10 protein-coding genes and 1 pseudogene are annotated in these 15,675 nt (G+C 32.3%); 3 read left to right on the top strand and 8 right to left on the bottom strand.

The features are described 5' to 3' along the window. The first annotated feature begins 27 nt into the window (after positions 1-27). Entirely contained in the window at positions 28-1,239 is a 1,212-nt protein-coding gene (locus IGJ28_RS07515; RefSeq protein WP_170081576.1) for an ROK family transcriptional regulator, read from the top strand. Positions 1,240-1,766: 527 nt separating this feature from the next. After that, positions 1,767-2,218: pseudogene (gene tnpA / locus IGJ28_RS07510) on the top strand (IS200/IS605 family transposase). A 361-nt stretch (positions 2,219-2,579) separates the two neighbouring features. On the opposite strand, the gene IGJ28_RS07505 reads toward tnpA, so the two are convergent. From IGJ28_RS07505 to IGJ28_RS07480, 6 genes are all read right to left on the bottom strand, one after another. Beyond that, positions 2,580-3,482: a diacylglycerol/lipid kinase family protein gene (locus tag IGJ28_RS07505; RefSeq protein ID WP_252712602.1), complete on the bottom strand. Its 903-nt coding sequence runs from the start codon at positions 3,480-3,482 to the stop codon at positions 2,580-2,582. Between the two features lie 291 nt (positions 3,483-3,773). Then, positions 3,774-8,582 (bottom strand): family 16 glycosylhydrolase, encoded by a 4,809-nt coding sequence (locus tag IGJ28_RS07500; protein WP_438845313.1) that lies wholly within the window; start codon positions 8,580-8,582, stop codon positions 3,774-3,776. 223 nt (positions 8,583-8,805) lie between these two features. Beyond that, positions 8,806-10,122: a PTS sugar transporter subunit IIC gene (locus IGJ28_RS07495; protein WP_077454692.1), complete on the bottom strand. Its 1,317-nt coding sequence runs from the start codon at positions 10,120-10,122 to the stop codon at positions 8,806-8,808. Between the two features lie 66 nt (positions 10,123-10,188). Next, a complete protein-coding gene (locus IGJ28_RS07490; RefSeq protein WP_396336521.1) occupies positions 10,189-10,506 on the bottom strand; it encodes a PTS lactose/cellobiose transporter subunit IIA in 318 nt (105 codons plus the stop codon). Between the two features lie 9 nt (positions 10,507-10,515). Beyond that, on the bottom strand, positions 10,516-10,833 hold the full coding sequence (locus IGJ28_RS07485) for a PTS sugar transporter subunit IIB (RefSeq protein ID WP_137264847.1): 318 nt from the start codon (positions 10,831-10,833) through the stop codon (positions 10,516-10,518). Between the two features lie 7 nt (positions 10,834-10,840). After that, entirely contained in the window at positions 10,841-11,740 is a 900-nt protein-coding gene (locus IGJ28_RS07480; RefSeq protein WP_170081580.1) for a DUF7916 family protein, read from the bottom strand. 452 nt (positions 11,741-12,192) lie between these two features. On the opposite strand from IGJ28_RS07480, the gene IGJ28_RS07475 reads away from it, so the two are divergent. Beyond that, entirely contained in the window at positions 12,193-13,389 is a 1,197-nt protein-coding gene (locus IGJ28_RS07475; RefSeq protein ID WP_202977527.1) for an ROK family transcriptional regulator, read from the top strand. Positions 13,390-13,753: 364 nt separating this feature from the next. Here the strand turns inward: IGJ28_RS07475 and IGJ28_RS07470 are convergent, their stop codons facing one another. Together IGJ28_RS07470 and IGJ28_RS07465 are read right to left on the bottom strand one after the other, a co-directional pair. Beyond that, a complete protein-coding gene (locus tag IGJ28_RS07470) occupies positions 13,754-14,287 on the bottom strand; it encodes an IbrB-like domain-containing protein (RefSeq protein WP_252712599.1) in 534 nt (177 codons plus the stop codon). Between the two features lie 68 nt (positions 14,288-14,355). Continuing rightward, the gene (locus IGJ28_RS07465; RefSeq protein WP_137264849.1) at positions 14,356-15,675 is read right to left on the bottom strand and encodes a DUF3440 domain-containing protein; all 1,320 of its coding nucleotides are present in this window, start codon (positions 15,673-15,675) and stop codon (positions 14,356-14,358) included.

Raw genomic sequence — 15,675 nt, 5'->3', positions numbered from 1 at the left:
TAAACTAATGAAGGGAATTGGCTGATTATGACCCAAAAAAGTATAGCTGAAGTATTTTCAAAGAATAGATCTACAGTTATTCAGCATTTATATAGACATCCAAAAACTTCTAGAATTGAAATTTCTAAACTAACTGGTTTAACACCAGCAACTATTACAAAAATAACAGGAGAACTTATAGATGAAAACATTATTATAGAAACAGGAGATGAAGTTAATAAGAATACAGGCTCCGGTAGAAAGCAAAAAATCATCAAATTAAATGAAAATAAAGCTGTTGTTATAGGAGTTGAGGTAAATGTTAAGGGAATATTTGCTGTAGCAACCAATCTAATTGGTAAAGTTTTAGTTGAAGAAAAAATTACTTATTCTTATGATAAAAGGAATATCAACATTGAGATAACTAATTTAATAGAAAAAATTGTCAGCAAAATTAAAAAAAATGAGATATTGGGAGTAGGTATAGCTGTTCCCGGTCATTATGACACTAAAAATAATTCTATTATTTCAAATAACCAGAGCTGGGCCTATTTTAATTTACTAGAAATAAGTAATAGGTTTAAATTCCCATTCATAGCAGAAAATAACATAAAATGTATGGCTATTGGTGAATACTTATTTAACGTTCAATCCACTCCTGAAAATTTTTTATTTTTCCATATAGGCGCTGGGATGTTCTGCTCTTTTTTTCAATCAAAAAGTTTAGGGTTTAATTCGAATTATTATCTTGGTGAAATTGGACACACTGTGGTAGATATAAATGGTCCTAAATGTGAGTGTGGCAAACAAGGTTGCTTGCAAACTTACATATCTGATTCGTGGCTACTAAAACGTGCTCAATTTTTATTTGATTATTCACAAAATACTGCACTCAAAAGCTTAGTTAATCAATCTAAAAATATAGATTTAAACACAATTATTCATGCATATGAATTAGGTGATATATATATTAATAATCAAATAGATTTAGGAATAAAATTACTAGCTACTTCTATTGCAAATAGTTTGATTTTCCAAGATGCCCATAAAATTTATATAAATAGTGAACTTTTAAACCATAATAACTTTAGGGATCAACTAGTTAACTCTGTGAAAAAACAATTATCATTTATACCAACTCAAGAAAATACCTTTATTGATGTGTTAAACTATAACTTATATAGAGGTGCGAAAGGAGCTTCTGCATTAGCTGTACTAACTTTCTTTATTAAACATACAGGATATAACATTTATTATTAACAATGAGCTTTATAGAAATATTATTATATATTACTCAGACCACCAATTATTACAGATTAACTAAAACTGATTTTAAAATTTTTAGCAACCTATTAAAATAATGTATAGCTATACATTATTTTAAAGTATTCAAGATAATAACAGGTCCTATCTAATTTCAATAAATTATACTTTAAAGTTATCAATCTGTTTGTTAGCTACACTGTGGAAATTAAATAACTAAAGCTTTTTAACAATCAAAATTCTATTGGCTATGGGGCTGTGCCATAAGTCCATAGAAAAAAACCGAAAGAAATGACGAAAAAGCGTTCATTTCTTGGCTCTATAATTTATGGGACTGATGAATCAGAATTGATTCTTCAGTCCCAGATTTGATTCTTGACTTTAGTCAGTTTCGTTCGCGTAGCGTACGAAACAAAAAAACCGCGCGTTTCTACGCGTGGACGAAATAGCTTTAGCGATAAAGACTCCTTTCGATACACTAATAATGGCTACCAACCGCATATCAGATCGAAAGGAGTTTTTTTATGTCTAACGACGATAAAAGTTTAGCACATACAAGATGGAATTATAAGTATCACATCGTCTTCACTCCGAAGTATCGAAGAAAAGTGATTTATGGAAAATTAAGAGTAAGTATTGTCCAGATATTAAGAAAATTGTGTGAGATGAAAGACGTTGAAATCATTGAAGCTCATGCAATGCCTGACCACATTCATATGTCAATAAGAATACCGCCAAAGATTAGTATTTCTAGTTTTATGTGCTACTTAGAAGGACGAAGTGCAACCTTAATCCATGAAAAACATGCGAATTTGAAATATAAGTATGGGAATAAAAGCTCTTGGTCCAAAGGATACTACGTAAGTACGATTGGGTTAAATCAAAAAACAATTGAAAATATATTCGAGAACAAGAAGCAGACGATCGAATTAGAGACAGTATAAGTAAACAAGAGTATGTAGATCCATTTAGATAGTTAAAAAGAGATAGGGCTGTGAGCGGTTGGTGGTCATTTTAAAAACCCCTTTTAAGGGGCTAGCGAGTGGTGAGCCCTTCTAGAGCTGTTAAAAAGCCACCAGTTTCACGGGTGGATATTTACTTTGCACAACTCATCAGTTCTCGTAAAATATATTTTGCCAAACAAATTTCTTTTAAAGTGTTTATAAAACACAATTTTTTTAGAATTTCACCTGTAAAAATCTTTCCTTTAGATTCCATACTATTATATAATCGGCATTTAGAGTAATACTAACTTTATCTCCTTTGCTAAGCTGCTCATTATTTTCAGGTATTCTATACAAATCCGAAAAATCGTCAGCTATTTTATCAAATGTTAATTATTCTTTTTCAGAAGTTCCTCGATAAACCAATAAATGTTGAGGCAATACTTTTAATTTAACTGGTAAAGAATCTCCCTCATCTCCATCAACATTAGTTGCTAGTTGTTCCTCATTTTCAAGTACTATCATTCCTTCGGAAAATGTTAGGTAAGCTAAATTATCCGTTGAATTATCCACTCCTTTTAGCAAGTCTGGTACAGCTTTAATCGTTTCCCATAACGAACTATCTTTGATATAAATCAAATGAAGCTTTCCATCATTTACTTCTGCTTCTGGTAAAAGGGATTCGAAACCACCAATGGAATTGGTTAATCCAATTAAAATGGTACTACTTTCTATGGATTGTTCTTTTCCGTCTAACGTTAATTGGAACGAATAAGATTGTGTATTTGTCAGTTTTTTTGTTGCTGAAACAAAATAGGCTAATTTCCCTAATTTTGTTTTGTCTTCTACATCGACGTCATTTACAGCTTCAGGGATCGTTCCTATTGCTAAAACATTCATAAAATAGCTATCATTGATTTTTCCAATATCCAAATCTGTTGTTTGATTTATGTCAAATTGTTGAATCGCTTCTTCTGGATCTAATGAAATATTCAATGCTCTTGCTAAGTCGTTGACGGTTCCTAAAGGAAAAAAACCAAATTTAGGACGATACTCTTGTTCTGCTAATCCACTAATTCCTTCGTTAACCGTTCCATCTCCTCCCATAACAAAAACACTATCCATTTGTTGTTTTGCTGCTTCATAAGCAAACTGTTTAGCGTCACCTTGCTTTTCTGTTTCTTTTACGATTACTTGATCAAAAAAACTATTTAATCTATTTTCCGCTAATTCTTTGAATTCTTTGGCTTTTTCTCCGCCAGAACTAGGATTAACAATTAATAAAGCTTGTTTCATTTGTATCTACCTTCCATTTGTATTCATCAGTGCGTATCAATTTTTACATAAGTTATCTGATTGCTATTTTCACTTCTTAATAAGTAGGATCTAGCTCTGATATTATGTTCTCGATCTATTAATCCTCTTTGATAAAAATAGATTTATATGTTACTTAACCGGTTTACATTCCATTTTCAAAATGATGAATCATTGTTTATTATCCACTGAAGAGTTAAGGAATTTGGTAATATACTCACAACCAAACCCCTTAACATTTTTTAGTGTTGTTAAATATTCATTATATACTCGTTACTTAGTATTTTTCTTTCTTGTTGCTAATCCCATACTACTTAAAGCTATAAGAATCGATCCTAAAATTCCTGAGAAATAAAAACTTCTTTCTCCGGTTTTAGGTAAAACTTTATTATGAGGATCTTTCTTAATATGCTCTGTAGAAGTTGCTTTAATATTAGATTCTCCTTTAGAAATATTGATATCGTTAATACGAGCACTATGACTATCTAATATTTCATTTCCTTTTTTAGAGACATCTAAATCCCCTCGATTTACCCGATAATTCAAATCTTCTTTTTTCTTACCAGTCTTTTTCAATAAAACATCATCCGAATCATCTTCTTCTGGTTCTAATGATAAATCTTTCTCAATAGATGGTTGATCCTTACTAGAATCATCCAACTTAATAAAGTTTGAAGGGATTGAAATAAATATTTTTCTTTCTCTTCCGTCACTAACACCAGAATTAACTTTCTGTTTAAATGTAGCTGCATAAGATGTAGATGTATTAGAATCAATAGTCAAGTCTCCATCGTTCCAATTCCAACCATCTGGCAACGAAACACTAGATAATTTATCTCCAACAGCTCCACTTAATCCTTCTTTTGGTAATACAGTAAGAAAAACAGTTTTTCTTGCAAGTTTATAACTAGGAGTAGTCCACCCATTTAAATTTTGACCATCAGGTAATGCAGTATAATGAAGATTGTATACTCCTGGTTCTAAACGTTTCAAAGCATCAATATCATTTTTATCTTTAACCACTGTCATAACTTCATTTCTGCCACCTACAGCTCCTGTATTTTCAAACATGAATTCATTATCAATAGAAAAATCAACGACATAACCATTCTTATCTGTCGAAACATTTTGCAATAAATCTACGTCACTTCCAGATAGAATAGTAATATTTTCAACGCCATACAATTTGGGTGCATCTTCATAATACTTTTCCATTGCAGCCTTTTGTTCATCTGTTTGCAACCATCTAACCCAGTCCACTTTTAGTTCCGTACCATCCTTGGCTAAATAATCTCCAGCATCTCCAGCCCAGTTACCCCCAGTTGCTAAATTAAATTGGATATATTGTGGCCGATTCAAACTTGCTGCTGCAGCTTTTAATCGTTTATCATTAGCTGGATTTGTAGGATCACTAAAATTGAGTGTGTTATAGACAACACCATCCACATACCATTCAATCTTATCTGGCGTCCAATTGATCCCAAAAACATGATACTTATCATAAAAATCTTCTGTTATCTTCAAATTACCACTCAGACTTGAAGCAATGTATTGACCATCTTCATCGTAATAGCCATAACTTCCGTCCCTATCACCATCCTTTGTATTTGCATAATAAAAGTGTGGTGTACCTACTGCATTTTTATTACTATTACTTGTTCCACCTTTTTCCCCTTCAGCTAACCGTTCGTCTGTTGGAGCTCCAATTAATTCCATAATATCTATTTCACCTACTGAAGGCCAATCATAACCCTGTTTAGGATTAATTCGACCATCCATATGAAAATCAGAACCTAACGTCCAAAAAGCAGGGAAAACTCCTTTACCTTTTGGCAACTTAATTTTAGCTTCAATTCTACCATATAAAAATTCTTGTTTCCCTTGAGTTCGAACACTTCCAGAATTATATTTTACTAATCTAGCATTATCTTTCCATCGGGTCGTATTTTTATATTGATCTTCTTTAGGACGATCTGTAACTTTTAAAACTAAGTTACCATCTTCAATAGCAACATTATCTTTACTACTACTATAATGTTGCTGTTCATTTCCTCGAATATTTCCTAACTCATATCCCCATATAGTTTGATCTAGTTCTTCAGTCTTAAATTGATCTTCCCATACTAAATTATACGTTTCTAACTCTTTAACTGAAACATTATCTAAACAAATCGAGCTATTTTGTATATCTTGATTTCTTGCTTCAGACCATTTTACAACTCCTACATAAGTTTCATTAGATTCAGCAACGAATTCAATTCTGTATCTTTCTTTTTTACCTTTAGCAAAATCAGAAGACTGTAACTGTTTAATAACTTTCCCTTGTTTTCCATTATTAACTTCCTTAACAGTTAGATAAACTCCGTCTAAAGTGGTAGAGGAATCAGCTAAAACATCTGCTTCCAATACATATTTTTTGCCAGGAGTTGTTGGTATTTTTTGTAAAACGTATTCATCAGTCGAATTAGTAGTAATCATTCCTACAGAGTTTCCTGTCTTAGGATCCAATTGAACAATCGAATTTCCGCCTTCTTTAAATTCCCACTCTCGTTTAGATGAAACGTAATCGTTCTCAAATTTACCATTCACTACTTTATTTAGATACCCAATAGTAGATTCGTCTCCTTGATTGGTTACAGAAACAGGAACATTTACAAAAATCGCGCGTGAATCTTCGCTTGTGCTAAATTTTACTTTATAAAACTCTTGCTCTCCTATTATTAACTGATCATCCTCCCAAGCCCAACCTTCTGGAAGCTTAATTGTAGATAACTTAGCTCCTGATTGACCTGAAAGACCTGATTCAGGAAGAACAATTAGCGAGGCAGTTTTCAAAAGTGTTTTATATATATCCCCTGTAGCTAATCCATCATTATTTAATTTTTTATTTTTGGGAACAACGCTATAATGAACATTGTAAATGCCTGGTTTAAGATTAGAAATATCATTTTTATCAATAGTGTTCACTAGTTTTAACTCTCCAGTGTCAGTATACATATATTCATCATCTATGCTAGCATTAACCACATAATCGTCTCTATCTACTTGTACATTAGACAAAACATCATAATTTGTTCCTTCTTTAATTACAATGTCTGTTACACCTGTAAGTTTTGGAGCATCAGCATACCAAGCTTCTGCAGCCTTCTTTTGCTCTTCATTTTGTGACCAGCGAATCCAATCAACAGTCATAGAAGTATTGTCATCAGCTAAATAATCACCTGCATCGCCAGCCCAATCGCCACCCGTTGCTAAATTTAATTTCAGGATTTGTGGACGATTAATGCTTCTAGCGGCAGCTTCTAATCTTTCATTACCAACAAGATTCATAGAATTATAAATAACCCCGTCAAGATACCAATCAATCCTTTCTGGAGACCAATCAATCCCAAAAATATGGTATTCATTCCAAAAATCATCTTCTATCTTAGCATTACCGCCCAACTCATATGGATCATAACTACCATCTTTATCTACATCGCCATTGATATAGTAAAAATGAGGAGTTCCATAAATAATTTGATTACTTTGTCTTGCGTTGTCTGTTGGATCTGTTTCACCATTCTCAGCTCTTTCTGTAGTCGGAGCCCCGATTAATTCCATAATATCTATTTCTCCGCCACCAGGCCAACCATATGATGTTCCCATTAACCAAAATGCAGGGAATGCCCCTTTACCTTTAGGTAGCTTAGCCTTCATTTCAATGCGACCATATAAAAAGTCCTTTTTACCAGATGTGTTAATAAAACCTGAATCATACTTAATAGTTCTACCATTAGGTTTTCTTGGATTGCTTTCTTCTTTTTCACGTTTAGTGACTGACAAAACTAAATTTCCATTTTCAACATTAACGTTACTCTTACTTGTAGTATAATTTTGTTGTTCACTTCGTCCCACAGTACCCGGCATGTAACTCCAAGTATCTTTATCTAACTCTGACTTATCAAAATCTTCTTGCCAAATAACTTCATAATTGCTTTCTGATTTCTCCACGACAACTAAATTGTCAATACTGATTTCTGTTTTTTCGGTATTAATAGTCGGATCATTGGGATTCCACTTAACAATACCAACAAGTGTTTCTGCTCCTTCTGCAGTAAATTCAAATGTTTGCTTCGTCCAATCTTTTAGCGTTTGATCTAAATATAGTTGACTGTATACTTTTCCTTGTTGTCTATTCTCTGTGAATTCCTTTGCAGTAAAATATGCTCCCGTAGGTGTAGCATTTCGAGCAACTACTTTCAAATCAGCTGTAACTAAATATTTTTTCCCTGGTGTTGTTGGTATTTTCTGCAAAATATATTCATCTTTTGTTTCACCATTAATTTTTCCAAACGTATTATTTCCCTCAGTTACAATAGTAGAGACTCCCCAAGGCTTCATCGTCCATTTTGATTTATTGGAAACAATGCTTCCTTCAAAATCACCATCTGCTGCACGATTCAATTCACTATTTACCTTTTCTGCTGTTACTTCTTCACTTGGCTCTTCGACTTCTGTAGGGGCAACTCCACTTGATGCTTCTGGCCCATTCTCTACTGTTGCTCCTTCACTAACTGTCGACGGCTCTGCAACTTCTGTAGGGGCAACTTCACTTGATGCTGCTGACCCATTCTCTACTGTTGCTCCTTCGCTAACTGTTGATGGCTCTGCAACTTCTGTAGGGACAACTTCACTTGATGCTGCTGACCCATTCTCTACTGTTGCTCCTTCGCTAACTATTGATGGCTCTGCAACTTCTGTAGGGGCAACTTCACTTGATGCTGCTGACCCATTCTCTACTGTTGCTCCTTCGCTAACTGTTGATGACTCTGCAACTTCTGTAGGGGCAACTTCACTTGATGCTGCTGACCCATTCTCTACTGTTGCTCCTTCGCTAACTGTTGATGACTCTTCTATTAATGCAGCATTATTACTATTTACCTCTGTATCAGTAACCTCTGCAGCGGATACAGAATTACCTAGATACAGAGCTGTTCCTACTAAAACTGATGCAACTCCAACACTTAATTTTTTGATAGAGTATTTTTGAACTTTACAAGCATATTTTTGTTTTCGCAATAATACATTTCTTTTAGACACCATTATTTCACTCCTATATTAAATAAAATTAGATTTTATAAAACTCTACAACACTTTAGAAGAGTTTAATCCACCTCAATGTATTAATAAAACGCTCTCATTTATAAAAAATGCACTATAGAGTTTAAACCGCCAAAATATTTGTGAAATCACTTATATTCATACCAGAATAATTATAATAGCGATTATTCTGGTATGAATTAGCAACGCTATAAAATGTTAATTATATATTATCTTTATATTGTTCACTAGCTTTCCATCTTCTTTCAACATTAAAGATAAACGGTAAATAGAGCAGAATATCTAATACAATCAAAATGACTTGTAAAACAGAAGCTTGCCAGCTACCAGTTGCTAAAAAACCTGAAATAACTGGTGGCATTGTCCAACCAGGATCTGTATATGTTCCAGGGACTATGCCTGAGCTGAACGCAAAATAAGCAACAATGAGATTTACTGCTGGAGCTAAAACAAACGGAATAACTGTTAAAACATTCAAAACGACAGGAACCCCGAACATTGTAGGTTCATTAATATTAAAAAGACCAGGTAATAATGTTAAAGGAGAAAGAACCTTGGCCTGTTGACTGGCTTTACGACGTTTTGCTAACCACGCTAACGCAATAACTAACCCAATTGTCGCACCCGAGCCTCCAATAAAAACAAAATTATCCATAAATACAGATGTGAAAACATGAGGAAGTTCTTGTCCAGCTTTATGAGCTGTCGCATTTTCTGTTAAATTAGCTAACCAAATAGGCTTCATAATCGGATTATTTAAAACATTTCCTCCGTGAACACCACAGAACCACAATAAACCATTTAATAAAACTACAATAAAATTACCAAACAACGTACTTCCCAACATACTAAATGGAACACCTAAAACTGTTTTTACTATGTCATGTACATTAGGTAGTTTCAGACTATCTAACAGTCCATAAATAATAAGCCAAAAAACTAGAATTACTGTTCCAGGAATAATAGCACTAAAACTTTTTGACACCGCTGGAGGAACTCCTTCAGGCATTTTTATACGAATATCTTTTTTCATAAACCACTGATACGCATAACCATTAAGCAATCCTAAAACAATGGCTACAAATAATCCGCCAGATGATAAATATGATGGTGCGATTCCTCCAACAGAACCTAACGTTTTACCCGATTCATCTAAAAAAGGAATTGTAAACGGAGTAACCATTAAGAACGCTGATATATTAATGACACCAGCTGAAATTCCATCTTCTTTATACTGTTTGACCAGACTATAAGGAATGGCAAAAGCAGCAATTAAAGCGATCAAATTAAAACTAGAATCGACCCCTTTCCAAAGATACGTTGAAATGCCCACTTCCCCGAGCCAAGTTTCCCAACCTGGAACTGGAAAACTTGCAATCACCATCAAAAATGAGCCAATTAGAATTAACGGCATTGAATAAGTAATACCATCCCGAATAGCTATCAAAAACTTATTACTTCCAAAACGACCAGCAATAGGAACCAATTTTGTTTGAACTACTTCTTCAAATTTATTCATTCGCCTTCTCCCTCCTATAAATAAAAATATCTTCAAAGTTTATAAACTACTGATAATTAGTTCATTTTATTCAGATGCTAAGGATTTATATAAATCAACGATTTCTTTAGCTAAATCAGTAAATGTAATGCTTGTCATTAAATGATCTTGACTATGCACCATTAACAAAGTAATAGTATTTTCTTTTCCTTGTGCTTCCGCTGTTAACATTTTTGTTTGAGAATTATGTGCACAAACCAAAGATTCTTGAGCAGATTTTAGCTTTTTTTCTGCCTCTTCAAAATCAAATCGTTTTGCTGCTTGAATTGCCTCCATTGCATTATTTTTTGCATCACCTCCATACATAATTAATCCCATTACTGCTTGCATTGTTTTCTCATCCATATTTTCCATCTATTTCATTAATCCTTCCGCTAAATCAATTACTTTTGATCCATTCATCATTCCATAATCAGTCATTGGAATGACTGCAACTGGAATACCTTTAGGTTTCAAATTTTGTTCAAATTGTTGAAGCATATATCTTACTTGGGGTCCTAACAATACAACATCAACATTTTTATCTTCTACATATTGATCAGCTTCTGCCACTGGAACTGCAAAAATTTCTACATCTAAATTTTTTGCATCTGCAGCTTTTTGCATTTTCGTTACTAACAAACTAGTACTCATTCCAGCTGCACATGCTAACATAATCTTTTTCGACATCATTATTCTCCTATCTATTAATTGATCTTGCGATAACAGACACTGTATGTCTGATTCCTCTAATTGCTTTACTTAGTTCATAAATATTTTCTACTGGTGCTACACCACCATATCCTGCATCACCAATGTGCTGAATATCAACACCACAAATCTTATTACGAATTGCAATATCTCTAATTGTTGAAACATCAGAGCTTTCTTGACTGGTACCAATAGCTGAAAGGACTAAGCCATTTCTTTTATGAACTTCTTTTACAATTTCAACTAAATCTTTTTCATGAAGTCCTGGAACTGTTCCGACAGCTGGTACTAAAATAATATCTGCACCAGCATTTAATAGTTTTTGTGTAATCTCCATATCTACAATTGCTTCATCTACTCCAGCCCCATGCATCTTACCCGCAATAATCAACCCAGAGAACATTTTCCTTGCCTCTTCAATAGCTTTAAGAATCTGTTTGTTTGATACGCCAGTTCCTGGATTACCTGTTAAACAAATAAAATCAAACCCTAAATCTTCTGCCCGTTTAAAAGTTTGTATATTTGCTTGTCTCCCAATTTCTAATTCTAAACGTTCTTCTTGTAACTCGGCATTTAGATCAACAGGTTCTAAATTTACACCTATCGGACATCCAATTAAAGAATGCAACTCTTCAATAATATTATCTTCTTTGCTATCTAATCCAAAAATTTTTGGATGCAATACGTCTAAACCATTTAATAAAATTAAATCTGCCCCAAATGCACGCGCAATTTCAGCATTGGTAATATCACCTATAAAACTTTCTCTCGGTGCAACATTTTCTGACAGGACAACTCTTCCTTCACTGGCTTTAATACTTTGCTTTAATTCTTGAGCATTCATCTTCAAAATTTCTGAAGAGTTTGTACTAATAAGCCTTTTAACCACAGAAATCTCTCCATTCTTGTCTACAGTTCCATTAAATAATTATTTTTTATTAACAATGAATAGCCAATTTTATACTTTTTTCTTAAGAATTTTTGGCTACATATAAAGCCATAATCCTTTTGACAACAAAAAAACATTCCTTGAAAAATACATAACTATATCAAATAAACTCTATAAACTCCCCCCTTCATTAATTCAATTTCAAGTCAATTATCCAAAAAATTTTGATTCGTTTTTAAAACTATAAAACCCCTTTCAACATAGTTTTTGATAATAATCTATTACCAATTATATCTTACAACTTAGAATTATTTTTTGTCAATACAAAGTATAAAACCCGTTAAAATATCTACAGGTAAACTATATAGAATTAGAAGCATTACTGTTTTTTTGAAATTGTAAGTCAACTATTATACTAATTTCTATGCTATAATTTCCAATAGATCCTGGAGGTGTTTAAAATAGAACTCACAAAAAAACAAAAAGAATTGTGTTCTGAAATACTGAATGTAATTTTTCCTGAAGGACCGATTTCTAGAATTGACATTGCAAATAAAACCGGTATTACACCAGCTACAGTTAGTTTTCTTACAGGAATAATGATAGAGAAAAATCTTTTATACGAATTGGGAGAATCCTATAACGAAACAATTAAAGCTGGACGAAGAAAGATATTATTGGATGTTTCCCAAGAGCATAGTTTTTTTATTGGAGCTGAAATAACCGAATCATTTTACTCTTACGTTTTAACAGATAATACCGGGAAAATTTTTTCAAAAAAAATTTATTCCATAAATACATCAGAAATATTTATTACTAGCGATGTATTTATTAAAAATCTTCTATCTTTTTATAGATCATTAACTGTCCCTGTCTCTGCAATTGGAATTGCATTGCCTGGTCATTATAATTATTCCAGTAAAATACTTACTAATAACTATACATGGAAGCATTTTGATCTAAAAAAAATTATAGACTCCGTAGAGATTCCAGTTTTTTTTGAAAACAACGTAAATTGTATGGCATTGGCAGAACATTTTTTCCATAGTCAAAGAAATGAGAATTTTTTATTTTTTCATATCGGTCGAGGGATTCATTGTTCTTACTTCTATAAGGGAGATATTTTTAGCAAGGAGAATTTTTTAATAGGTGAAATAGGACATACTGTAGTAAATTTAGATGGACAGTACTGTGAGTGTGGAAAAAGAGGGTGCTTACAAACATACACTAGTGAAACATGGTTATTAAAGTATTCACAATCAATCTATAGAAACTCCACTTCTACTTTTTTACATCAACTAGTTGATACTGAATCAGAACTTTCTATGGAAACACTTCTTACTGCATATGATCTTGGAGATCCTGCTATTCTAAAAATATTTGACAATGCGCTCAATTATATTGCTTTAACTCTAAATAATTTAAATATGATTCTTGATTCTGCTAAAATATTTTTACATGGACAAATATTTGATAATGAAAACATTTTCAATTTTTTAACACAATTATTAAATGTAGAACCCAAATTACTAGTTTTTCCTAAACAAGAAGAAATTATAAAAAAGCCCTATCAAAAAATTAACGGAGCTATTGGAGCATCTGCATTATGCATATATAAAAAGCTAGAAAATTATGATTTTGTAGTTTAATATATCTATACATAATCCATGCTTTCTATTTTTTGTGAAGAAGAATTAATACTCTAAGATAATTTATGACAAAAAAAGAAAACCATTCAAAAGATTATTTAAAACAGTTACTAAGTTCGCTATCTAAAATATGAAAAGTATGATACTACCTTCACTTTTCATTAAAACTCACAGAAACATTTCTATTGTTCAGTAGGTACGATTATTATGAGCAGAAAACAAATTTGTATTCAATTTTGTAACACTCACAATATAAATTTGTCTATAATTGTATAAGTAATTTGACGTTGTATGGATTCATTGACAATGATTATTACTAAAAAGAACTATTGTCAATGAATCATTCTACTGAATGCAATAGAGGTTACTCAAGTAATTCTTCATCTGGTTCCCAAGCATCGCTAAACTCATGCTCCTTAAATAATGAAGCTAATCCGGTGATTTGCTTTAAACGCAATATCTCATCACTATCCATTCCAAGATGCTTAGCTATCCACGCATCTGAACGTCCAAGCTCATGCAATTCTTTAACTATATTACTCATTAAATCTACATCATGGCTTCCTCGTGCACGATTATGCCGTATAGTACTAGCCATCCTTTGGTCTATTGGCTTATCAATAACCGAAACAGGAAGCATACCATTCTCTCTATCATATATATCTCGATGTTCCATCATTACTCGATAACGATGGAAACCATCAACAATAATATACTTATCTTCAACTTCATCGTAAACACATACAATAGGCATCGTATAACCATCATACTTAATACTTTCATACAATAACTTCATTTCCGGAGTTGCTACCGAATTAGGATTATAATCATTCGGAAATACTTTCTTTATATCTACTGATTTAACATTATAAACAGGACTTTTTTTCCCTGATTCCATTTACATTCACTTCCTGTAACTAACTATCATTTCTATAATCAATCAAAGATATTTAATATATTATATATTTATATATCATCGATACTTTTGTATTTACTTTTAAGAAAGTCTAACTTTCTTTGTTGGATACGGGTTAAACCGAAACCCATAAAACGACAAATATGATCATTTTTTAATATACAAAAGCACATTCTCTTCCAGCTAGGTATATCTTTTGTACTTTTTATATCATCAGTGTCATCTGGAATATCTTGCAAAAAAATAATTCTAGAATTTTTAAATATAGTATAGTTTGATATACCATTTCTTTTTATACGATAACCATTTTTCAGTAATTCTTCAATTGTTTCTTCTTCTAATCCTCCCCCTACATGATGCCAAAAATTTATAGATTTATTAAATTTTTTTATATAGTTATTTCGTAAGTCATTTGGTAACGTAGATAATAAAAATTGTGTATATGATTTCCATGTATGTCCCTCAGGCAAACTTATTGTTCGATATCCCATAGCCTTAGACTTTCCATAAATACTAGCAAAATTTACCCCTTGAACTCTTCCAACAAGCTTTACCCATATTCTAGGGTCTATTACCCTGTATAAATTTAAAGACTCCTTGGCGTAATCTTGAAATGGAGAAGCGACACGCATTTGAGATGCACTTAATCCTGCTTTATAAAATAGATTATATAGATTATTGTATGTATAGCTAAATTTATAATATGCATGCCAAACATCATCAACTGTCCAATCATATAACGGAGAACCTGACCATACTCCTTTAAAATTTTGAGTGATCCAGCATTTATTTTTATAGCTATATTTCTTATTTATAAACCCACTATATCTTTGTAAAGATTCATCTGCTCGTATACCTAACAAACAAATTGTCTTTCTATTTTTATTAATCTGTCTATACCACCTGCCAAATTGCTTTGCCAGATCCTCCTGATGCATTTTATATCTATATGTTGTTATAGTATTATTATCTAAATTTATTACGTAATCATGTTTTGGCATCTCTCTCACCCAAGAATCTTCTTTTTCATTATCCCAGGGATACCAGTACATTTCGTAGCTACTCAAAGCTGTACGTGTGGCCATAGGTAAACATACCCAATATCTTTCTACATTATGAGTCAAAGATGCAAATACTTCTTCAACATAGTCTGTTGTAGCACTATATTGTGCTTCAAAATCCTGATGAAAGACTCCTATCTTTTTTTGAGGATAATATTTATCTCTAAAATCCAATAATAACTGTAGTAACAAGCCACTATCTTTTCCTCCTGAAAAAGAAACATAAATATTTTCAAATTCCTCAAAAATAAATTTAAATCTTTTTTGAGTAGCCTCATAAACATTATCAGTCAATTTTTTTTTATTCAT

This window comes from Enterococcus sp. AZ091 (assembly GCF_051714805.1).
GTDB lineage: Bacteria > Bacillota > Bacilli > Lactobacillales > Enterococcaceae > Enterococcus_D > Enterococcus_D gallinarum.
Note: the sequence above shows the minus strand (reverse complement) of the source record. Positions and strands in the feature narration are given on the sequence as shown.

Excerpts from the sequence above, each read along its gene's own strand:
- IGJ28_RS07470 (WP_252712599.1), bottom strand. The coding sequence starts at position 14,287 with ATGGAATCAGGGAAAAAAAGTCCTGTTTATAATGTTAAATCAGTAGAT.
- IGJ28_RS07490 (WP_396336521.1), bottom strand. The coding sequence starts at position 10,506 with ATGGATGAGAAAACAATGCAAGCAGTAATGGGATTAATTATGTATGGA.
- IGJ28_RS07465 (WP_137264849.1), bottom strand. The coding sequence starts at position 15,675 with ATGAATAAAAAAAAATTGACTGATAATGTTTATGAGGCTACTCAAAAA.
- IGJ28_RS07485 (WP_137264847.1), bottom strand. The coding sequence starts at position 10,833 with ATGATGTCGAAAAAGATTATGTTAGCATGTGCAGCTGGAATGAGTACT.
- IGJ28_RS07495 (WP_077454692.1), bottom strand. The coding sequence starts at position 10,122 with ATGAATAAATTTGAAGAAGTAGTTCAAACAAAATTGGTTCCTATTGCT.
- IGJ28_RS07505 (WP_252712602.1), bottom strand. The coding sequence starts at position 3,482 with ATGAAACAAGCTTTATTAATTGTTAATCCTAGTTCTGGCGGAGAAAAA.
- IGJ28_RS07515 (WP_170081576.1), top strand. The coding sequence starts at position 28 with ATGACCCAAAAAAGTATAGCTGAAGTATTTTCAAAGAATAGATCTACA.